16 protein-coding genes and 1 riboswitch are annotated in these 20,045 nt (G+C 74.2%); of the genes, 1 reads left to right on the forward strand and 15 read right to left on the reverse strand.

The genetic code is table 11. The features are described 5' to 3' along the window. Positions 1 to 39: 39 nt before the first annotated feature. Genes cobC through cobM form a run of 6 tightly spaced genes read right to left on the reverse strand, consistent with a single transcriptional unit; the run spans position 40 to position 6,363 of the window. A complete protein-coding gene (gene cobC / locus ACIQFZ_RS20230) occupies positions 40 to 1,113 on the reverse strand; it encodes an Rv2231c family pyridoxal phosphate-dependent protein CobC (RefSeq protein WP_402691821.1) in 1,074 nt (357 codons plus the stop codon). After that, positions 1,103 to 2,026, reverse strand: a complete 924-nt coding sequence (locus ACIQFZ_RS20235; protein ID WP_402691822.1) for a sirohydrochlorin chelatase — start codon at positions 2,024 to 2,026, stop codon at positions 1,103 to 1,105. Before ACIQFZ_RS20235 ends, cobC begins: the two co-directional genes overlap by 11 nt. Then, entirely contained in the window at positions 2,023 to 2,610 is a 588-nt protein-coding gene (locus tag ACIQFZ_RS20240; protein WP_376651363.1) for a precorrin-8X methylmutase, read from the reverse strand. The genes ACIQFZ_RS20235 and ACIQFZ_RS20240 overlap by 4 nt, the downstream gene beginning before the upstream one ends. Continuing rightward, complete coding sequence (cobJ, locus tag ACIQFZ_RS20245) at positions 2,607 to 4,307, reverse strand: precorrin-3B C(17)-methyltransferase (protein ID WP_402691823.1); 1,701 nt, start codon at positions 4,305 to 4,307, stop codon at positions 2,607 to 2,609. Before cobJ ends, ACIQFZ_RS20240 begins: the two co-directional genes overlap by 4 nt. Beyond that, on the reverse strand, positions 4,304 to 5,548 hold the full coding sequence (cbiE, locus tag ACIQFZ_RS20250; protein ID WP_402691824.1) for a precorrin-6y C5,15-methyltransferase (decarboxylating) subunit CbiE: 1,245 nt from the start codon (positions 5,546 to 5,548) through the stop codon (positions 4,304 to 4,306). Before cbiE ends, cobJ begins: the two co-directional genes overlap by 4 nt. Further along, a complete protein-coding gene (gene cobM, locus ACIQFZ_RS20255) occupies positions 5,545 to 6,363 on the reverse strand; it encodes a precorrin-4 C(11)-methyltransferase (RefSeq protein WP_365425085.1) in 819 nt (272 codons plus the stop codon). The genes cbiE and cobM overlap by 4 nt, the downstream gene beginning before the upstream one ends. 95 nt (positions 6,364 to 6,458) lie before the next feature. Here cobM and ACIQFZ_RS20260 point away from each other — a divergent pair, with 95 nt between their 5' ends. Beyond that, the gene (locus ACIQFZ_RS20260; protein ID WP_383057425.1) at positions 6,459 to 7,190 is read left to right on the forward strand and encodes a ZIP family metal transporter; all 732 of its coding nucleotides are present in this window, start codon (positions 6,459 to 6,461) and stop codon (positions 7,188 to 7,190) included. Positions 7,191 to 7,216: 26 nt separating this feature from the next. On the opposite strand, the gene cobI is transcribed toward ACIQFZ_RS20260, so the two are convergent. The 9 genes from cobI to ACIQFZ_RS20305 form a co-directional block, all read right to left on the reverse strand. Next, positions 7,217 to 7,966 (reverse strand): precorrin-2 C(20)-methyltransferase, encoded by a 750-nt coding sequence (gene cobI / locus ACIQFZ_RS20265; protein WP_361411260.1) that lies wholly within the window; start codon positions 7,964 to 7,966, stop codon positions 7,217 to 7,219. Further along, complete coding sequence (locus tag ACIQFZ_RS20270; RefSeq protein WP_402691825.1) at positions 7,963 to 9,348, reverse strand: cobyrinate a,c-diamide synthase; 1,386 nt, start codon at positions 9,346 to 9,348, stop codon at positions 7,963 to 7,965. The genes cobI and ACIQFZ_RS20270 overlap by 4 nt, the downstream gene beginning before the upstream one ends. After that, a complete protein-coding gene (cobO, locus tag ACIQFZ_RS20275) occupies positions 9,342 to 9,941 on the reverse strand; it encodes a cob(I)yrinic acid a,c-diamide adenosyltransferase (RefSeq protein WP_365430231.1) in 600 nt (199 codons plus the stop codon). Before cobO ends, ACIQFZ_RS20270 begins: the two co-directional genes overlap by 7 nt. Continuing rightward, entirely contained in the window at positions 9,941 to 11,953 is a 2,013-nt protein-coding gene (locus tag ACIQFZ_RS20280; protein WP_402691826.1) for a putative cobaltochelatase, read from the reverse strand. Before ACIQFZ_RS20280 ends, cobO begins: the two co-directional genes overlap by 1 nt. Beyond that, entirely contained in the window at positions 11,950 to 15,603 is a 3,654-nt protein-coding gene (cobN, locus tag ACIQFZ_RS20285) for a cobaltochelatase subunit CobN (protein ID WP_402691827.1), read from the reverse strand. The genes ACIQFZ_RS20280 and cobN overlap by 4 nt, the downstream gene beginning before the upstream one ends. Then, positions 15,600 to 17,108, reverse strand: coding sequence for a cobyric acid synthase (locus ACIQFZ_RS20290; RefSeq protein WP_365430225.1), 1,509 nt, complete (start codon positions 17,106 to 17,108; stop codon positions 15,600 to 15,602). Before ACIQFZ_RS20290 ends, cobN begins: the two co-directional genes overlap by 4 nt. Further along, positions 17,105 to 18,046: a cobalamin biosynthesis protein gene (locus ACIQFZ_RS20295; RefSeq protein ID WP_365430223.1), complete on the reverse strand. Its 942-nt coding sequence runs from the start codon at positions 18,044 to 18,046 to the stop codon at positions 17,105 to 17,107. The genes ACIQFZ_RS20290 and ACIQFZ_RS20295 overlap by 4 nt, the downstream gene beginning before the upstream one ends. Before the next feature lie 99 nt (positions 18,047 to 18,145). Continuing rightward, a riboswitch (cobalamin riboswitch) is annotated at positions 18,146 to 18,283 on the reverse strand. A gap of 186 nt (positions 18,284 to 18,469) precedes the next feature. Then, positions 18,470 to 18,694: a hypothetical protein gene (locus ACIQFZ_RS20300; protein ID WP_365775903.1), complete on the reverse strand. Its 225-nt coding sequence runs from the start codon at positions 18,692 to 18,694 to the stop codon at positions 18,470 to 18,472. 33 nt (positions 18,695 to 18,727) lie between these two features. Beyond that, complete coding sequence (locus ACIQFZ_RS20305) at positions 18,728 to 19,990, reverse strand: inorganic phosphate transporter (protein WP_365425378.1); 1,263 nt, start codon at positions 19,988 to 19,990, stop codon at positions 18,728 to 18,730. Positions 19,991 to 20,045: the final 55 nt, after the last annotated feature.

A 20,045-nucleotide genomic window follows, 5' to 3' on the forward strand; every position in this document is an offset into this window, starting at 1 on the left:
GGGAAGTCCTGGAGCGGCGGGACTTCCCGGCCCGGTGAGTCAGGGGGCGGCGGGCGGCGACAGCGCCGAGCCCAGGGCGCGCACGAAGCCGTCCACCGTCCCCCGGTCCCGCACCGCCAGCCGCAGCCATTCCCCGCCAAGGCCGGGGAACGTGTCCCCGCGCCGCACCGCGTATCCCAGCGTGCGCAACCGCCGCCGTACGTCCGCCGCCCCCGGCATGCGCACCAGTACGAAGGGACCCTCGGCCGGTCGCACCACCCGTACCCCGTGCCCCGCGAAGGAGGCCAGGCCCGCCACCAGGTGGGCCCGGTCCGTGGCGATACGGCGAGCCGCGTCCTCCGCCTCCGCCAGCGCCCGCGGCTCCACGCACGCGACCGCCGCCGCGAGCGCCGGAGTGGACACGGGCCACAGCGGCTGGGCCCGCTCCAACTCGGTGATCACCTCGGGCGACGACAGCACATAGCCGATCCGCAGCCCCGCAAGGCCCCACGTCTTGGTCAGGCTGCGCAGCACCACCAGGCCGGGCACGTCCGTCCGCCCCGCCAGCGCCTCCCGCTCGCCCGGCACCGCGTCCATGAAGGCCTCGTCGACCACCAACACCCGTCCCGGACGGGCCAGTTCGGCGATCACCGAGGCCGGGTGCAGCACCGACGTCGGGTTCGTCGGGTTGCCGACCACCACCAGGTCCGCGTCCTCGGGGACGGCCGCCGGATCGAGCCGGAAGCCGTCCTCCGCCCGCAGCAGCACCCGGTCCACCGTGCGCCCCGCGTCCCGCAGCGCCGCCTCCGGCTCGGTGAACTGCGGGTGCACGACGACCGGCCGCCGCACCTTCAACGCCCGCGCCAGCAGCACGAACGCCTCAGCGGCGCCCGCCGTCAGCAGCACCCGCTCCGCCGGCAGCCCGTGCCGCGCCGCCACCGCCGCCCGCGCGGCCCGCCCGTCCGGGTAGGCGGCGAGGCCGGTCAGCGAGGCGGCGATCCGCTCCCGCAGCCACGCCGGCGGCGTATCCGCCCGTACGTTCACGGCCAGATCGACCAGTGCCGCCCCGCCGTCGCGCACCTCGGCGTCCCCGTGGTGCCGCAGATCGTGCCCGGCCGCGTCCTCAGTGCGCATGGGAGTGAGCGTGCCCTCCATGGTGGTGGTGCCCGTGTCCGTGCCCGTCGTCGTCCGGGTGGAAGTGCGGCTGCTGCGGCAGCCCCACCTTGTCCTCGAAGCCCGGCAGCGCGATCCGGTACACGCACGAGTCGCAGTTCATCCGCAGATCGCCCCTCACCGCCTCCTCGTACCGCTCCAGCACGAGGTCCAGCAGTTCCGGCTCCGGCCCGATCACGTCCGCCGAGCGCACGTCGGTCTCCGGGTGCGCCGCCGCCCAGTCCGCGGTCTGCCGCCGCACCCGGTCCGGCAGGATGCCCGTGAACAGGAAGTAGGGGAGGACCACGATCCGCCGCGCGCCCAGCCGCACACACCTCTCCAGTCCGCTCGTCACGTCCGGAGCCGCCAGCGACACGAACGCCGTCTCCACGCCCGCGTATCCGCGCCCCTCCCACAGCAGCCGCGCGGCCTTGTGCACCTCGGCGTTGGCGTCCGGGTCGGTCGAGCCGCGCCCCACCAGCAGCACCGTCACGTCCGACCGCTCCCCGGCCGCACCCTCCAGCGCCTCCTCCAGCCGCCGCTCCAGCACGCTCAGCAGCGCGGGGTGCGGGCCCAGCGGCCGGCCGTAGGTGTACGAGATCCCCGGATGCCGTTCCTTCTCGCGGGCCAGCGCCGCCGGGATGTCGCCCTTGGCGTGCCCGGCGGACACCAGCATCAGCGGTACGGCGGCGAACCGCCGCACACCCCGCTCCACCAGTTCGGCGACGGCCTCGCCCAGCGGCGGCGGGGACAGCTCGATGAAGCCGCCCGCAACGGACAGTTCGGGCCGACAGCGCCCCAACTCCCGTACGAAATCGCGGAACGCCTCGGCTCCGGCGTCGTCCCGGGTGCCGTGACCGGCGATGAGCAGGGCGGGCGGCGGCGGGGTGGTCACAGGGTCTCCTCAAGCGAAGTGGGGTGGTACAGCAGGGCGTTGAGCGCGGCCGCGGCGACCGCCGAACCGCCCTTCTCGGACACGTTGCTCACGGCGGGCAGCCTGCTCTCGCGCAACGCGGCCTTGGACTCGGCCGCCCCGACGAAACCGACGGGCAGACCGATGACGAGCGCGGGGGAGGCGTCCAGCTCCAGCAGCTCCTCCAGGGCGGTCGGCGCGCAGCCGATCACCCACAGCGCACCCGGGCCGACGTCCTCGTACGCCAGCCGGATCGCGTGCGCCGAGCGGGTCATCCCGGGACCGGACCTGGCGTCCCTCAGCCGGCAGACGCTGGTGCGCCGGGTGATCCCGGCGGCCACCATCTCCACGTCCGCGACCACCGGAGCCCCCGCGTGCAGCGCGGCGTGCGCCGTCACCAGCTCGCCCTCGTCCATGACGAGGTCGGAGGCGTACTCCAGGTCGGCGGAGGAATGGACGACCCGCTCCACCACCGCCCGCGTCAGCGGCGCGAGGCGCGAGGTGTCCAGGCGGGAGCGCAGCCGCCGGAACGACTCCTGCTCGATCGGGTGGACGACACGGTTCACTTGGACTCCTCCCCAGGTGCCTGCCAGCGGTAGCCGCGCGGCGTGACCACGCGCCCCGCGATCTCGCGGGTCGCGGTGTTGCCCACGGTCACGACCGTCATCATGTCGACCGTCTCCGGGTCGAGACCGGCCAGCGTGGTGACCCGGCTGGACTCGCCGGGCCGCGAGGCGTTGCGCACGACACCGACCGGCGTCGTCGGCTCCCGGTGCCCGGCGAGGATCGCCAGCGCCTTCGGCAACTGCCAGTCCCGGCCCCGGGAGCGGGGGTTGTAGAACGTCACGACGAGATCCGCCTCGGCCGCCGCCCGCACCCGCCGCTCGATGACCTCCCACGGCGTGTGCAGGTCGGAGAGGCTGATCGACACATGGTCGTGCCCGAGCGGCGCGCCCAGGATCGCCCCGGCCGCGAGCGCCGCCGTGACCCCCGGAACGCCGGTCACGTCGATGTCGTCGGACGCCTCGGCGAGCGCAGGGGAGGCCATGGCGTACACCCCGGCGTCCCCGCTGCCGATCAGCGCGACGGCGTGCCCGCGCCGAGCCTCGGCGACCGCCGTGCGCGCCCGCTCCTCCTCCGCGCCCAGCCCCGACTGGAGGATCCGGGTGCCGGGCCGCAGCAGGTCGTGGATCTGGTCCACGTACTGGTCGAGCCCCACGAGCACGGAAGCGCGCCGCAACTCCGCCTGCGCGCGCGGCGTGAGCAGGTCCCGCGCGCCCGGCCCCAGCCCGACGACCGCGAGTCGCCCACGCCCAGGACGCCGTACGACCGCGCACGTGGCCATCGCGGGCGCCCCGTCGGTGCGCTCCGACTTCCGTTTGGGCACGAGGAGTTCACCCCCGCGCACGAGCGCGGCGGCCTCCGCGACCGACGGGGTGCCGACGGCGGCGAGCGGCGCCCGCGACGGGTTGGGCACGTCGACCGCCGCCAACTCATCGGCGGAGTACGTGATCAGGGGCACCCCGAGCCGCCGGGCCGCCTCGACGACGCCGGGCTCCTCCGCCTTGGCGTCGACCGTGGCCAGTTCGGCGAGCGACGCCGCTGACAGCCCGGCCTCCGCGAGCGCGCCCTCGACCAGGCCCACCACCTCGTCGGCAGGTGCGCCCCGGGACGCGCCGACGCCGACCACCAGGGTCGGCGGCCGCAGGACCACCTCCCGCTCGGCGGGGACGGCGGCACGGTCGGTGACCCGGATCGTGTACGCGCCCTCGGCGGCGACCGGCAGCGGCGGCAGCGGCCAGCGCACCTCCGCGTCCAGCACGACCGGCTCCCCGTCGAGCAACGCCCGCGAGACCCCGGCGACATCGCCCTCCACCGGAAGCCCGAGCGTGTCCAGGCCGGGCAGTCCCACGGCGTCCGTCGCGGTCGTCACGACCGGCTCCGCGCCCAGCACCTCGCCCACCGCGCGGGCCAGTTCGTTCGCCCCGCCCGCGTGCCCGCCCACCAGGGACACCGCGAACCGGCCGCCCTCGTCGACGCACACCACACCCGGATCGGAGGCCTTCTCGCCGAGCAGCGGCGCGATCAGCCGGACGACCGCCCCCGTCGCCAGGAAGCACACGAGCTGTCCGCACTCAGAGAAGGCGGCCCGCACGGCCTCCCCGACGGGCCCTTCGTACACCCGGGTACGGTCCGGCCAGGCCGCGGCCAGCCGGTCCCGCGCAGCCGCGCCCGCCGCCGTGGCGGAAATGAGGCCGATCACTCTGCGACTCCTTCATGAAGCACCGGGGGCCGCGTGCCCCACAGCAGAAAAACAGGATTGGTGGCCGCGAGCCGGGTCACGTCGCCCGGCAGCGGCGCCAGCCGCGAGGACTGGAGCAGCACGCCGTCGCAGGCGAACCCGGCGGCGGCCAGCGCCTCGCGCACGGCCGGCACCCGGTCGAGCGCCGCCACGGCGACCACGACGCTCCGCCGGGCCCGCCGCGCGCACGCGGCCACGACGGCGGGCAGCGCACGCCCACCGCCGCCCACGAATACCGCGTCGGGGTCGGCGAGTCGGGCCAGCGCCTCCGGCGCGGACCCGTGCACCACCGACACGTCCACGCCGTGCGCCGCCGCGTTGGCATGGATCCGCTCCACGCCGTCGGCCGTCTTCTCGACGGCGGTGACGGCGGCGCCCAGCCGGGCGCACTCGACGGCGACCGACCCGGAGCCCGCGCCCACGTCCCAGACCAGGTCGCCGAGGCGCGGCCCGAGCCGGGCCAGCGCCAGGGCGCGCACCTCGAACTTGGTGATCATCGAGTCGCGGTGGGCGAACTCGCTCTCCTCCAGGGCCCATCGGGACGGGCCGGCCGGCGGCCCCGCGACCGTGCGCAATGGCCCCGGCGTCCGCGCCCCGGAAAGACACAGCACCACGTTCACCGCCGTGCCCCAGTCGCGGGCGGCGGCCTCGGCCGGGGTGAGCCGTTCCACGCGTTCGCCCGCCGGGTCGCCCAGTGCGGAGGCGACGACCAGCATCCGGTCGTCGCCGCAGGTGCCGGCCAGCGCGGCGCCCAGCTCGGCGGGCCCGGCCCCCGGCCCGGTCAGCACGGCGACCTTCGCCCGCGCCCGGCACACGTTCACGGCCGTACGCAGATCCCGTCCGTGCGCGCTGACCACCACCGCGTCGTCCCAGGGCAGCCCGATCCGCGCGAAGGCGGCGGCGACGGAGGAGACCCCGGGGCGGACGTCCAGCAGCCCGGGCCCGAACCGCTCGGCGAGCGCCCGTACGATCCCGAAGAAACCGGGGTCCCCGGAGGCCAGCACCAGCACGGGCCGCTCCTTGCCGACGTACTCCCCGATGGTGTCGAGCGCGGGCGCCAGCGGACCCAGGACGACCCGCTCGGCGCCCTCCGGCAGCCGTGCGGCGTCCAGATGCCGCCGCGCGCCCACGACGAGCCGGGCGCCGGGCGGCACCGGAGTACCGTACGCCGCCCCGGTGCCCGTGCCGACGACCGTGATCACGTGCTCGCACCCCGCGCGCGCAGGGCCCTGCGGGCCTCGGGGTCGGCCTTGCGGTGGCCGTGGAAGTGACCGGGGTGGTACAGGTGCGAGCGGGTGCCGTGGGCGTCGAGAGCCGGTCCGACCAGGAACAGCGTGTGCTTCCAGAGCTTGTGCTCCTTGACCGTCTCCTCCAGCGTGCCGACCGTGCACCTGACGATCAGCTCCTCCGGCCAGGTCGCCTGGTACGCCACCACGACCGGCGTGGACGTCGGGTAGCCGCCCTCCAGCAGCTCCCGCACCAGCTGGCCGCTGCGGGCCGCCGACAGGAACACCGCCATGGTGGTGCCGTGCCGGGCGAACTCGCGCACCTCCTCGCCGGGCGGCATCGGTGTCTTTCCGCCACCGAGCCGGGTCAGCACGACCGACTGCGCGACCTCCGGAATCGTCAGCTCGCGCCGGGCCAGTGCGGCCACGGCGGAGAAGGACGAGACGCCGGGCACGATCTCCGTCGCGATCCCGATGTCCGCGCACCGGTCGAGCTGCTCCTGAGTGCCGCCCCACAGCGCCGGGTCGCCGGAGTGGATACGGGCCACTTTCAGCCCCTCCGCGTGCGCCCGCTGGTACACGGCGACGACGTCCTCCAGGGACATGGCCGCCGAGTCCAGGATCTCCGCGTCCTTGCGCGCGTGCTGGAGCACCTCGGCCTGCACCAGGCTGGCCGCCCAGATCACCACGTCGGCCTCGGCGATCGAGCGGGCGGCGCGGAACGTCAGCAGGTCGGCGGCGCCGGGGCCGGCACCGACGAAGGTCACCTTGCCGGTCGGGGCATCGGCCATGACTTCGGGTCCTCTCGTACGAAATGTCCTGGTATGCAGGGATGTAGCGGTGGCCGGATGTGCGCGATCGGGGCCTCATCGGATAGCAAGGGCACATGGCGGTCTTCGTCGCGCTCGGCGCGTTCCTGATGACGCTGGCCGGCGGCTGGACGGCACAGCGGGTGACCGACCGTCGCCACCTGGTCCTGGGACTGGCGGGCGGCCTGATGCTGGGCGTGGTCGGCCTGGACCTGCTGCCCGAGGCGCTGCACGCGGCCGGCCGGGAGGTGTTCGGCGTACCGGCGGCCCTGCTGCTGTTCGTGGCCGGGTTCCTGGTGGCCCACTTGGTGGAACGCCTGCTGGCCGCGCGGCAGGCCGCGCACGGCGGCGCCGAGCGGCACAACCACCGCGCCCCGGAGGTGGGCCTGACGGCGGCGGCCGCCATGGTCGGTCACAGCGCCATGGACGGCGTGGCCATAGGCGCCGCCTTCCAGGTGAACAACGGCATGGGCGCCGCGGTCGCGGTCGCGGTCATCGCCCACGACTTCGCCGACGGCTTCAACACGTTCACCATCACCAGCCTGTACGGCAACGCGCGCCGCAAGGCCGTCGCCATGCTCGTCGCGGACGCCCTCGCCCCCATGGTGGGCGCCGCCGCGACCACGCTCGTCAGCATCCCGGAGTGGTTCCTCGGCGGCTATCTCGGCCTCTTCGGCGGGGCGCTGCTCTACCTCGCCGCGGCCGAGATCCTCCCCGAAGCCCACCACGAGCACCCGGCCCGCTCGACCCTGCTGTGCACGGTCGCGGGCGTGGCCTTCATCTGGGTGGTGGTCGGCCTGGCGGCGTGACCGGTCGCCCCGCGCGCGGGTACGGCTCACAGCTTGCCGCCCCGCCCGCCCTCGCGCCGCGCGGGCGCGATGAGCGTCGAGAGGTACGGCAGCGGCGCCCCGTCCAGCCCCGACGCCGGCCGGATCGACTCCTCCGGCAGCCCCAGCGCCGACCCCCACACCGCGTCGTCGATCCGCCCGCTGTCCCGCAGCGCCTCGGCCACCTCACGCGCCTGCCGACCGAACTTGTACGCCACGACGGTCCCGGGCCCGCTCAGCGCCTCCTTGAGCACGGCGGCGCCCGCGGTGACCGGCACCAGGGTCAGCGGCTCGGTGCCCTCGGTCAGCACGGCCCCCGAACGCGCCGCCAGATCCTGCATCGCGGTGATCCCGGGCACCGTCTCCACCACGGTCCCCGGCACCAGGGCGGCGACGGTCTGCGCGAGATACGTGAAGGTCGAATAGACGTTGGGATCGCCGATGGTGGCGAAGGCGACCGTGCCGCGGGCCTCGAGCAGCCCGGCGACCCGCGCCCCGGCCGCGTCCCACGCGGCCTCCCGCCGGGCCCGGTCCGACCGCTCGTTCAGCGCGAACACCACCCGGACGACCTTCTCCGCGGGCACGTAGTGCAGCACGGTCGCCTCGGCACGCCCCCGCTCCCCGCCGTCCGTTCCGTCGGACGCGCCCATGACGGGCACGACGACGACGTCCGCGGCACGCAGGGCGTTGACGCCCTTGACGGTCACCAGCTCCGGATCGCCGGGACCCACCCCGACTCCGATCAGCCTGCTGCTCATGACGTCCGGCACCTCTCGACGAACCGACGGGCGACACCGGGCGCGGCGGCCCAGTGCGTGTGCAGATAACTCGCGTGCACGTTGCTCTGTACGAAGCCTTCGACCCGCCGCTCGGGGACGCGCACACCCCAGGCGGGGGCCGCCGCCCCCGTCCCCCAGCCGGGTTCGACGACGGTCCGGTGGAACTCGTGCCCCCGTATCCGCTCCCCGGCCCCGGCGAGCACGCTGTCGCTCACGGCCACGGCGTCCCGGTAGCCGAGCGTGAGCCGCCCGGTCATCCGTGCCGAGGCGTCCAGCACCCCGCACATGGGCTGCCCGTCCAGCTCCCGGCACAGATACAGCAGCCCCGCACACTCGGCGGCGACGGGAGCGCCGCCGAGCGCGAGCTCGGCGACGGCCCCGCGCAAGGGCTCGTTGGCGGTCAGCTCCGCCGCGTACACCTCGGGAAACCCGCCCCCGACGACCAGCCCGCGGGTCCCCTCGGGCAGCCGCTCGTCCCGCAGCGGGTCGAAGGGCACGACCTCGGCCCCGGCAGCACTCAGCAACTCGGCGTGCTCGGCGTAGGAGAAGGTGAAGGCGGATCCACCGGCGACGGCGACCCTCGGCCTCTCCCGGGAGGATCCCCCGCCGGAGGAGAGCAGGACCTCGGCCGCGTCCCAGGCCGCACACGGCAACGCCCCCGCACCGCGCGCCAGCGCGACCAGCGCCTCCAGATCGCACCCGTCGCAGACCTGCGCCGCCATCGCCGCCACCGCGTCCACGGCCGCCGCCCGCCGCTCGGCGACCGGCACCAGGCCGAGATGACGAGAGGGCGTGTCGACCTGCTCGACCCGCCGCAGAACTCCCAGTACGGGCACCCCGACCGCGTCCAGCGCCTCGCGCAGCAGTGCCTCGTGCCGGTCGGAGGCCACCTTGTTGAGGATCACGCCCCCGATCCGCACCTCCGGATCCCAGGTCACGAACCCGTGCACCAGCGCCGCCACCGACCGGGACTGCGACGACGCGTCGACGACCAGCACCACCGGCGCCCGCAGCAGCTTCGCCACCTGCGCGGTGGACGCCAGTTCACCCTCCCCGGCGGCCCCGTCGTACAGCCCCATCACGCCCTCGACGACGGCGATGTCACACCCGCGCGCCCCGTGCAGGAACAGCGGCCCGATCAGCTCCGGCCCGCACAGGTAGGCGTCCAGGTTCCGCCCCGCACGCCCGGTGGCGAGCGCGTGATACCCGGGGTCGATGTAGTCCGGGCCGACCTTGTGCGGGGACACCGAAAGGCCCCGCCGGGTCAGCGCGGCCATCAGCCCCGTGGCGACGGTGGTCTTGCCGCTGCCCGACGAGGGCGCGGCGACGACCAGCCGGGGCACGGACAGGGACGTCACCACTCGATGCCCCTCTGCCCCTTCTGCCCGGCGTCCATCGGATGCTTCACCTTGGACATGTCGGTGACGAGGTCGGCGAAGTCCACCAGCTCCTCGGGCGCGTTCCGCCCGGTGATCACCACATGCTGGGTCCCGGGCCGGTTCCGCAGCACCTCCACGACCTCGTCGGTGCCGATCCAGCCCCAGTGCATCGGATACGCGAACTCGTCGAGCACGTACAGCCGGTACGTCTCGGCGGCCAGGTCCCGCTTGACCTGCTCCCAGCCCTCACGTGCCTTCTGCTCGTTGTCCATCTGCGCGTCCCGCTGCACCCAGGACCAGCCCTCGCCCATCTTGTGCCACGCGACGGACCCGCCCTCGCCGGAGTCGCCGAGCACCCGCAGCGCGCGCTCCTCGCCGACCCGCCACTTCGCCGACTTGACGAACTGGAACACCCCGATCGGCCAGCCCTGGTTCCAGGCGCGCAGCGCCAGCCCGAAGGCGGCGGTGGACTTGCCCTTGCCGACCCCGGTGTGCACGACGACCAGCGGACGGTTGCGCCGCTGGCGGGTCGTCAGCCCGTCCTCCGGTACGACGCTCGGCTGCCCCTGAGGCATTACGCGGCCCTCCTCGAAGTCCCCTGAACGTCCCTGACAAGACCGGCGATGCTGTCCGCCCGCAGCTCGTCCAACGTCACGGCCGAACCGCCCAGTTCACCCGCGAGCTGCCCGGCGAGCCTCAGCCGCACCGGCCCCGACTCGCAGTCCACGACCACCGACGCGACCCCCTCGGCCGCGAACAGCCGCGCCGCACGTCCGGCCAGGGCCACCGGCTCCGGACCACCGGTGGCCCGCCCGTCGGTCACGACCACGACGAGCGCCCGCCGCGCGGGATCACGCAGCCGCTCGACCCGCAGCACCTCGTGCGCGCGCAGCAGCCCGGCCGCCAGCGGAGTGCGCCCGCCCGTCGGCAGCGACTCCAGCCGGGCCGCGGCGGCGTCCACGGACGAGGTGGGCGGCAGCGCGACCTGCGCGTCCTTGCCCCGGAAGGTCACCAGTCCCACCTTGTCCCGCCGCTGATAGGCGTCGAGGAGCAGCGACAGCACCGCCCCCTTCACGGCGCTCATCCGCTGCCGCGCGGCCATCGAGCCGGAGGCGTCGACCACGAACAGGACGAGGTTCCCCTCGCGCCCCTCGCGGGCCGCCTGCCGCAGATCGTCCCGGCGGACCACCAGCCCCGGCCCGGACCGCCCACGGGCCCGCTGGTGCGGGGCCGCCGCCTGCACGGTGGCCGCCAGGTGCAGCTTGGTCAGGGTGCCTCGGGGCCGCCGTGCCCCGGTCGTGCGCCCGTGCTCGGTCCGCGCCCGCGAACGCCGCCCGGCGGCACCCTCGCCGAGGCCGGGCACGCTCAGCACCTTGGTGCGGAACGGCTCGGAGGCGCGTACGGCGGACTGCTCACCGGCGCCGGCACCGGAGGGCTGCGGCTCGCCGCTGTCGCCGGCCTCGGGCTGCGCGGGCGAGTCCCCGTTGTCCTCGGGGCCGTCCTGCGGCGGCTGCCCGCCGCCTCCGCCCGGCCCGCCCGGCCCGTCCGGATCGGGGTCGGAGTCGTCGTCCGGGGAATCGCCGAACTGCTCCAGCGTCTCGTCGAGCTTGTCCTCGTCCAGCCCCGGCGCGTCGAACGGATTGCGCCGCCGCCGGTGGGGGAGGGCCAGCAGCGCGGCCTGCCGCACGTCCTCGGCGAGCACGTCGGTCCGCCCGGCCCAGGCGGCCAGCGCGGTGGCGGTCCGGGCCATGACGATGTCGGCGCGCATGCCGTCCACCTCGAAGGCGGCACACGTCGCGGCGATCTGCCGCAGCGCGCCATCGCCCAGCCGGACCTGCGGCAGCAGCTCCCGCGCGGCCACGATCCGCGCCCGCACGGCGGCCTCTTCGTCGGCCCAGCGTGCGGCGAAGGCGGCGGGGTCGTCGTCGTGGGCGAGCCGCCTGCGCACGACCTCCACCCGCTGGTCGGGCTCCCGCGAGGCCGCGACCTCGACGGTGAGCCCGAACCGGTCGAGGAGCTGCGGCCTCAACTCGCCCTCCTCCGGGTTCATGGTCCCGACGAGCAGGAAGCGCGCCGCGTGCCGCACGGAGACGCCCTCGCGCTCCACGTAGGAGGCGCCCATGGCGGCGGCGTCCAGCAGGAGGTCCACGAGGTGGTCGTGCAGAAGGTTGACCTCGTCGACGTAGAGGATCCCGCGGTGCGCGTCGGCGAGCAGGCCCGGCTCGAACGCCTTCACGCCCTCGGCGAGCGCCCGCTCGATGTCCAGCGCGCCCACGAGCCGGTCCTCGGAGGCCCCCACGGGCAGCTCGACCATCCGCGCCGGCCGCTCGGCACCGGCCCCCGGCTCGTGCGGCCCGTCCGGGCAGGCGGGGTCGGGCGAGCCGGGGTCACAGGAGAACCGGCACCCGGGGACGACGTCCACCTCGGGTAGAAGCGCGGAGAGGGCACGTACGGCGGTGCTCTTGGCGGTGCCCTTCTCGCCGCGCACGAGAACGCCGCCCACCTGCGGAGACACCGCATTCAGCAGCAGCGCCAACCGCAGGTCGTCCTGTCCGACGACAGCCGTGAACGGATACGGGGTGGTCACTTGTCCTCGCCCTCCAAGTCGCCCTCCAGCTCCAGGTAGGTGGCCCGCAGCCGCTCCAGCGTGTCCGCGTCCGGCTCGGCCCACAGCCCGCGGTCGGCCGCTTCCAGCAGCCGCTCGGTGATGCCCCGCAGCGCCCACGGGTTGGACTTCTTCATGAAGTCGCGGTTCTCGGCGTCGAAGACGTACTCGGCGCTGAGCTTCTCGTACATCCAGTCGTCGACCACGCCCGCCGTGGCGTCGTAGCCGAACAGGTAGTCCACGGTCGCCGCCATCTCGAAGGCGCCCTTGTAGCCGTGCCGTCGCATGGCCGCCATCCAGCGCGGGTTGACCACCCGGGCGCGGAAGACCCGATGCGTCTCCTCGCCCAGCGTGCGGGTCTTGACCTGGTCCGGGACGGCGGAGTCCCCGACGTACGCCTCCGGGCTCGTCCCTGTCAGATGGCGCACCATCGCGACCATGCCGCCGTGGTACTGGAAGTAGTCGTCCGCGTCGACCAGGTCGTGCTCACGGGTGTCGACGTTCTTCGCCGCCACCGCGATCCGCCGGAACGCCGTCTCCATGTCCCCGCGTGCCGCTCGCCCGTCGAGGCCGCGTCCGTAGGCGTAGCCGCCCCACACCGCGTACACCTCGGCGAGGTCCGCGTCCGAGCGCCAGTTGCGTGCGTCGATCAGCGGCAGCAGACCCGCGCCGTACGCGCCCGGCTTGGAGCCGAAGATACGGGCCGTGGCGCGGCGCCGGTCGCCGTGCTCGGCGGTGTCCTCGTCGGCGTGGGCCTTCACGAAGTTCCGCTCGGCAGGCTCGTCCAGCTCCGCCACCGCCCGTACCGCGTCGTCGATCAGCCCGACGACGTGCGGGAACGCGTCCCGGAAGAAGCCGGAGATGCGGACCGTCACGTCGATGCGCGGCCGGCCCAGCTCCGCCAGGGAGACCACCTCGAAGCCGGTCACGCGGCGGGAGGCGTCGTCCCACACCGGGCGGCAGCCCAGCAGCGCCAGGATCTCGGCGATGTCGTCGCCCTGGGTGCGCATCGCGGACGTGCCCCAGACCGTCAGGCCCACCGACTTCGGGTACGCGCCGGTGTCCTGGAGGTAGCGGGCGACCAGCGAGTCCGCGAGGGACTGGCCGACCTCCCAACTCAGCCGTGACGGGATCGCCTTGGGGTCGACCGAGTAGAAGTTGCGTCCGGTCGGCAGCACGTTGACCAGGCCCCGGGTCGGCGAGCCGGACGGCCCCGCGGGGACGTAACCGCCGTCCAGCGCCCGCAGGATGTGCCCGATCTCGTCCGTCGTACGGGCGAGCCGCGGCACGACCTCGGTGCAGGCGAACTCCAGCACGGCCGTCGCGTCCGGGAGTTCGGTGCCCAGCACCTCCCGGACGAGCGCCGGACCCGCGTCGGCCGCCCAGCCGCGCTCCTCCATGCCCTCGGCGATCCGCCGGCACAGCTGCTCCAGCAGGTCGATGGCGTCCGCGGCCGTGCGCGCCGGACCCTCCACCAGGTCCGTCAGCTCCACCGGCACCTTCACCGGAGCGCCCGGCTCGGCCAGCAACTCCTTCTCCACCAGGCCGAAGTGCTCCACGAGACAGGCCCGCAGCCCCGGCAGCGCGTTCGCCTGCCCGCCCCACACCTGCGAGGCGCGCAGCACGGCCAGCACCAGGTTCACGCGCGGCTCGCCGACCGGGCCGCCGCCGAGGATGTGCAGGCCGTCCCTGATCTGCACGTCCTTGATCTCGCACAGATAGCCGTCGATGTGCATGACGAACTCGTCGAACGCGTCGTCGTCCGGCTGCTCGTCCACCCGCAGGTCGTGGTGCAGCTCGGCGGCCTTGACCAGGGTCCAGATCTGGGCCCGCACGGCGGGAGCCTTCGCCGGGTCCAGGTCGGAGACGAGCGCGTACTCGTCGAGGAGCTGCTCCAGTTTGGCCAGGTCACCGTACGTGTCCGCGCGCGCCATCGGCGGGACGAGGTGGTCGACGACCGTGGCGTGCCCGCGCCGCTTGGCCTGGGTGCCCTCGCCGGGGTCGTTGACGATGAACGGGTACACCAGCGGCAGGTCGCCGAGCACCGCGTCCGGCGCGCATCCGCGGGACAGGCCCAGCCCCTTGCCGGGCAGCCACTCCATCGTGCCGTGCTTGCCCATGTGCACGATCGCGTCGGCGCCGAACGAGTTTTCCAGCCACCGGTAGGCCGCCATGTAGTGGTGGGACGGCGGCATGTCGGGGTCGTGGTAGATCGCGATCGGGTTCTCGCCGAAGCCGCGCGGCGGCTGGATCATGACGACCACGTTCCCGAACCGCAGGGAGGCCAGGACGATGTCGTCGCCGTCGACGTACAGGCCGCCCGGCGGCTCGCCCCACGCCTCCGTCATCGCGTTCCGCAGCTCCGGGTCCAGCCGGCCGAACCACGCCCGGTAGTCGGCCAGCGGCACACGTGCGGGCGCGGCGGCGAGCTGGTCCTCCGTCAGCCACTCCACGTCGTGACCGCCGGCCTCGATGAGGCGGTGGATGAGCTCGTCGCCGTTGTCGGGATAGCCCTCGACCGCATAGCCCGCGTCCCGCAGCGCGTCCAGGACCCGTACCGCCGACGCCGGGGTGTCGAGCCCCACCGCGTTGCCGACCCGCGAGTGCTTGGTCGGGTACGCCGTGAAGACGAGCGCGACCCGCTTCTCCGCGTTGGCCTTGTGCTTCAACCGCGCGTGCCGTACGGCGATCCCGGCGACCCGGGCGGCCCGCTCGGGGTCGGCGGTGTACACCGGCACGTCGTCCGGGCCCTGCTCCTTGAAGGAGAACGGGACGGTGGTCAGCCGCCCGTCGAACTCCGGGATCGCGACCTGCATGGCCGCGTCCATGGGGGACAGCGCGGCATCGGACCCGTCCCACGCGGCGCGCGAGGAGGTCAGGCAGAGCCCTTGCAGCACGGGGATGTCCAGGTCCGCGAGCGCCCCGATGTCCCAGGCCTCTTCGTCGCCTCCCGCCGACGCCTGCGACGCGTGCGTGCCGCCGGCCGCGAGGACGGTGGCGACCAGGGCGTCGGCGCGTCCGAGGATCTCGTACAGCCCGGCGTCCGCGCCGCGCAGCGAACCGCAGTAGACGGGAAGGGCGTTGGCGCCGTGCGCCTCGATCGCGTCGCACAGCGTGTCGACGAACGCGCTGTTGCCGCTCAGTTCGTGGGCGCGGTAGAAGAGCACGCCGACGGTCGGGCGGCCGGCCACCAGGGCACGTTCGCCGTGGACGCCGTACTCCGGCATCCGCCGCGGCTCCTCGAAGCCCTCGCCGGTCAGCAGCACCGTGTCGGAGAGGAACCGGGCGAGTTCCGCCAGGTTCTCCGGGCCGCCCTCGACGAGGTACTTCAGCGCCTCCGCCACGACTCCGGCCGGCACCGACGACTCGGCCATCAACTCGGCGTCCGGTACGGCCTCTCCGCCCAGCAGCACGGTCGGCACGCCGGCGGCCTTCAGCGCGGCGAGCCCGTCCTCCCAGGCGCGCTTGCCGCCGAGCAGCCGTACGACGGCGATGTCCGCGCCGTCGAGCAGCCCCGGAAGCTCCTCGTCGACGTCCACACGGGTCGGATTGCCGATCCGGTAGGAGGCGGCCGAGGCTCGGGCGGCGAGCAGATCGGTGTCGGCGGTCGACAACAACAACACTGTGCTCATGCGGGCGCTCCCGGTGGAATGAAAGGCAGTCCTTGCGGCGCGCCCGACTCGATGAGCCGCCAGAGCGCGTCCGTGTCCGCGTGCTGTTCGATCAGGTCGCCGAGCCGGTCGAGCTGCTCCTCGCGCAGCGCGGCGAACGAGGTGTCGGGCGCCGGCACGAAACGGCGCCCGGCGGCGGCCGCCACCTCGCGCAGGAAGGCGCGCCGGAAGCCGTCCGACTCCAGCGAGCCGTGCCAGTGCGTGCCCCAGACGGCCCCGACCCGGCAGCCGTCCAAGAAGGGCTCCCCGCCGGTGACTTCGGCGACCCCGTGGTGGATCTCGTATCCCTCGACCCGCTCGCCGAGGGCTTCGCCCCGCGGCCGGGTGAGGGTCTTCTCGCGGGCGAAGGCGACCCGTACGGGCAGCAGGCCCAGCCCGTCGACGTGTCCGCGCCGGCTCTCCACGTCGTCCTCGATGTGCTCGCCGAGGATCTGGAAGCCGCCGCAGATGCCCAGCACCGGCCGCCCCTCGGCGGCCCTGCTCGCCAGAGCCCGTGCGAGCCCCCGCTCCCGCAGCCATTCCAGCGCCCTGACCGTGCCGCGTGTGCCGGGCACGACGACGAGGTCGGCGTCGGTCAGCTCCTCGGGCCGGTCCACGAACCGCACGACGACGCCCGGTTCGGCGGCGAGCGCGTCCACGTCGGTGAAGTTGGACATCAGCGGCACGGCGCAGACGGCGACCCGCAGCACGTCCTCCCCGACCGGGGGCGCCACGGCGGACTCCCGCACGGCGCCCCGCAGAGACACGCGCAGCCCGTCCTCCTCGTCGATGCCGAGCCCGTGCCGGAACGGCAGCACGCCGTACGTACGCCGGCCGGTGAGCCCGTGCAGCATGTCGAGCCCGGGTTCGAGCAGCGAGACGTCCCCGCGGAACTTGTTGACGAGGAACCCGGCGACGAGTTCCTGGTCCTCCGGCGACAGCAGCGCGAGCGTGCCGTAGAAGGAGGCGAAGACGCCACCGCGGTCGATGTCGCCGACGACGAGCACGGGCAGCCGCGCGCCGCGCGCGATCCCCATGTTGACGATGTCGGTCCGGCGCAGGTTGATCTCCGCCGGGCTGCCCGCCCCCTCGCAGATCACCGCGTCGTACGTGCTCCGCAGCTCGGCGAGGCAGTCCAGCACGGTGCCGAGGAGCTTCTGCTGCCGCCCGCCGTGGTAGCCGCGCGCGCTCAACTCGCCCACCGGTTTGCCCAGCAGGACGACCTGGCTGCTCTGCTCGCCGCCCGGCTTGAGCAGCACCGGGTTCATCAGCGCGGTCGGCTCGATGCGGCAAGCCTGGGCCTGCATGGCCTGCGCCCGCCCGATCTCGGCGCCCTCCCGGGTGACGAACGAGTTGAGGGACATGTTCTGCGCCTTGAAGGGGGCGACCTTCACGCCCTGGCGCACCAGCCACCGGCAGATCCCGGCGGTGACGACGCTCTTCCCGGCGTCGGAGGTGGTGCCGGCGACGAGCAGACCGCCACTCATGACGTCCGTCCTCTCTTCAACAGCCGTACGCCCGCGCACACGCCGAGCGCGAGCCAGCCCACGCGGCGGGAGAGCCGTACCGCGCGCTCGATGTCACCCGGCCGGACGGCGCGTCCGGCGCCGTTGAGCACCGGGCGGTGCTCAACACGCCCGGCGTACGAGAGCGTGCCGCCCAGCCGCACCCCGAGCGCCCCCGCGAACGCGGCTTCCACCGGACCGGCGTTGGGGCTCGGATGCTTCCCGGCGTCGGCGCGCCAGGCCCGTACGGCACCGCGCGGGTCGTCGCCCGCGACGGCCGCCAGGGCGGCGGTGAGCCGTGCCCCCGGCCATCCGGCGAGGTCGTCGAGCCGGGCCGAGGCCCAGCCGTAGCGGCGGTACCGGGGGGACTTGTGCCCGACCATGGCGTCCAGGGTGTTGACCGCGCGGAAACCGAGGAGGCCCGGCACACCGGCGGCGGCGCCCCACACCAGCGCGCCCACCACCGCGTCGGACGTGTTCTCGGCGACGGACTCGACGACGGCCCGGGCGATCCCGTCGGCGTCCAGCGCCTGCGGATCACGCCCGCACAGATGCGGCAGCCGCGCCCGGGCGTCCTCGACGTCCCCGGCCCCCAGCGCGCGCCCGATCTCCCGCGCCTCACGGGCGAGGGAGGTCCCGCCGACGACGGCCCAGGTGGCTGCGGCGGTCAGCGCGACGGACGCGGTACGGGAGGAACGCGCGGCGGACACGGCCAGCGCGGCCGACGACACGACGCCCCCCACGCACACGGCGGTGTGCAGGGCGCCCCAGCCGCGGTGATCCCGCCACAGCGCGCGTTCCACGGCACCCGCGGCCCGTCCGAACACGGCGACGGGATGCCCGCGGCGCGGATCGCCGAGGATCAGGTCACCGAGGAGGCCGGCGGCGGCGCCGTACGCGAAGTCGCGATCGGCACCCATCGGGTCAGCCGGTCGTGCGGTCGGTCGGACAGACGCTGGTGAACCTTGGTCGGCAGCCGCGCATGGCGATATGTGTCCTCACTCAGGGTGTCCACGCCCTGGTTCGACGAGACCGGCGGCGAGAGTTCCTGACTCCCGGGGAAGTTCTTCCCCGGTCACAGTGGCGGGACCGCGCCGGATTCGCACCGGACTTCCTCTCCTGCCGCCGTACTTGGCTCCGGCAGTCCACCACGCACCGCGAACACCCGTCAACCTGCCGTTGACCTGCGCGGGGGTACTGAGATGAGGCCCACACCGCGGGCACCGGGGACCAGAAGACCCGCCCTTCCCGGGCCGCCGTGGGGACGGCCCGGGAAGGGCGGGTGACGTGAGGGGGCGGGACCCGGACCCGAACCCGGTTGCCAGGGTCCGGGCCGCGCCGGGCTATGCCACGATCAGGTAGATCCCGTAGGCCACGGCGGCGGCGCACGCGGCGAAGCAGGCGTAGGCGCCGGTGACCGCGAGGGTCCCGCCGCCGTGGCCCGCGGCGACGGCCCGCTCGCGGCGGGAGAGGCCGGCGATGCCGAGGGTGAACAGGGCCACGAGGCCCACTGCGACGCCGAGGCTGACGCCGAAGACGGAGCCGAGGGCCACCCAGTCGATCTTCATGGTGCTTCTCTTCCTTCTGCCTGTGGCGCGGGCTCAGACGGCGGCGGCCGGCGGGGTCGCCACGGACGCGGGATCACCGGCGGGCGCGGAGGCCTGCGCGGGGATCGTGGCCGTGAGCTCTTCGGTCACCGGGGAGGCCGGGGGCGGGGTGACGGCGGCGATGGCCTGGGTGACCACGCCGGCCGGCTCCTCGGTCTCGTTGACGTTGGTGTGGTCGACGACCTCGCGGCGGGAGATCTTCCAGATGGCGGCGCTGGAGGCCACCAGGAACGCGGCGACGAGCCAGGTGCCCCAGTCGCCGAGGCGCGTCACCGCCTCCGCGCCGGCCGCGACCAGGGCCGCGGCGGGCAGCGTGAGGGCCCAGGCGACGGCCATGCGGGTCGCGGTGGACCAGCGGACCACGCCGCCCTTGCGGCCCAGGCCCGCGCCCATCACCGAACCGGAGACGACGTGCGTGGTGGAGAGGGAGAAGCCGAGGTGGGAGGAGGCCAGGATGGCGGTGGCCGCGCTGGTCTGCGCGGCGAAGCCCTGCTGCGGCTGGAGGTCGGTCAGGCCCTTGCCCATGGTGCGGATGATGCGCCAGCCGCCGATGTAGGTGCCGAGCGCGATGGCCAGGCCCGCCGAGAGGATGACCCAGGTGGGAGGGTTGGACCCGGGGGAGAGGGCGCCGCCGGCGATCAGGGCGAGGGTGATGACGCCCATCGTCTTCTGCGCGTCGTTGGTGCCGTGGGCCAGCGAGACCAGGCCCGCGGAGGCGATCTGCCCGGCGCGGTGGCCCTTCTCGGCCGCCTTGCCGTTCGAATGCGACTTACGGCCGATGCCGTACGACAGCCGGGTCGAGACCAGCGCGGCGAGACCCGCGACGACCGGGGCGGCGACCGCCGGGATGAGGACCTTGGTGAGCAGGACACCGCCGTGCACGGCGCTGAAGCCGGCCGAGGCGATGGTGGCGCCGATCAGACCGCCCATGAGGGCGTGCGAGGAACTGGAGGGGAGTCCGACCAGCCAGGTCAGCAGGTTCCAGAGGATCGCGCCCACCAGGGCGGCGAAGATGACTTCGGGACGGATGCCGTTCTCGTCGACGAGACCCTTGGAGATCGTGTTGGCGACCTCCACGGACAGGAAGGCGCCCACCAGGTTCAGCACGGCGGACATGGCCACCGCGACCTTGGGCTTGAGCGCACCGGTGGAGATGGTCGTGGCCATCGCGTTTGCGGTGTCGTGGAAACCGTTCGTGAAATCGAACGCGAGTGCGGTGATCACCACTATCGCGAGGATCAGCGAGAAGCTTTCCATTTACCCAGGCAATCGTTCGAGCGTCATTGGCGCGTTGAACGTAGGTAACCCGGGT

Origin of the sequence: Streptomyces sp. NPDC093064, assembly GCF_044754605.1 — a bacterium.
GTDB lineage: Bacteria > Actinomycetota > Actinomycetes > Streptomycetales > Streptomycetaceae > Streptomyces.

What these genes read in the sequence shown, in the direction of transcription:
- cobC (WP_402691821.1), bottom strand. Translation starts at nt 1,113, where the DNA reads ATGCGCACTGAGGACGCGGCCGGGCACGATCTGCGGCACCACGGGGAC.
- cobM (WP_365425085.1), bottom strand. Translation starts at nt 6,363, where the DNA reads ATGGCCGATGCCCCGACCGGCAAGGTGACCTTCGTCGGTGCCGGCCCC.
- ACIQFZ_RS20260 (WP_383057425.1), top strand. Translation starts at nt 6,459, where the DNA reads ATGGCGGTCTTCGTCGCGCTCGGCGCGTTCCTGATGACGCTGGCCGGC.
- cobI (WP_361411260.1), bottom strand. Translation starts at nt 7,966, where the DNA reads ATGAGCAGCAGGCTGATCGGAGTCGGGGTGGGTCCCGGCGATCCGGAG.
- cobO (WP_365430231.1), bottom strand. Translation starts at nt 9,941, where the DNA reads ATGCCTCAGGGGCAGCCGAGCGTCGTACCGGAGGACGGGCTGACGACC.
- cobN (WP_402691827.1), bottom strand. Translation starts at nt 15,603, where the DNA reads ATGAGCACAGTGTTGTTGTTGTCGACCGCCGACACCGATCTGCTCGCC.
- ACIQFZ_RS20290 (WP_365430225.1), bottom strand. Translation starts at nt 17,108, where the DNA reads ATGAGTGGCGGTCTGCTCGTCGCCGGCACCACCTCCGACGCCGGGAAG.
- ACIQFZ_RS20295 (WP_365430223.1), bottom strand. Translation starts at nt 18,046, where the DNA reads ATGGGTGCCGATCGCGACTTCGCGTACGGCGCCGCCGCCGGCCTCCTC.
- ACIQFZ_RS20300 (WP_365775903.1), bottom strand. Translation starts at nt 18,694, where the DNA reads ATGAAGATCGACTGGGTGGCCCTCGGCTCCGTCTTCGGCGTCAGCCTC.
- ACIQFZ_RS20305 (WP_365425378.1), bottom strand. Translation starts at nt 19,990, where the DNA reads ATGGAAAGCTTCTCGCTGATCCTCGCGATAGTGGTGATCACCGCACTC.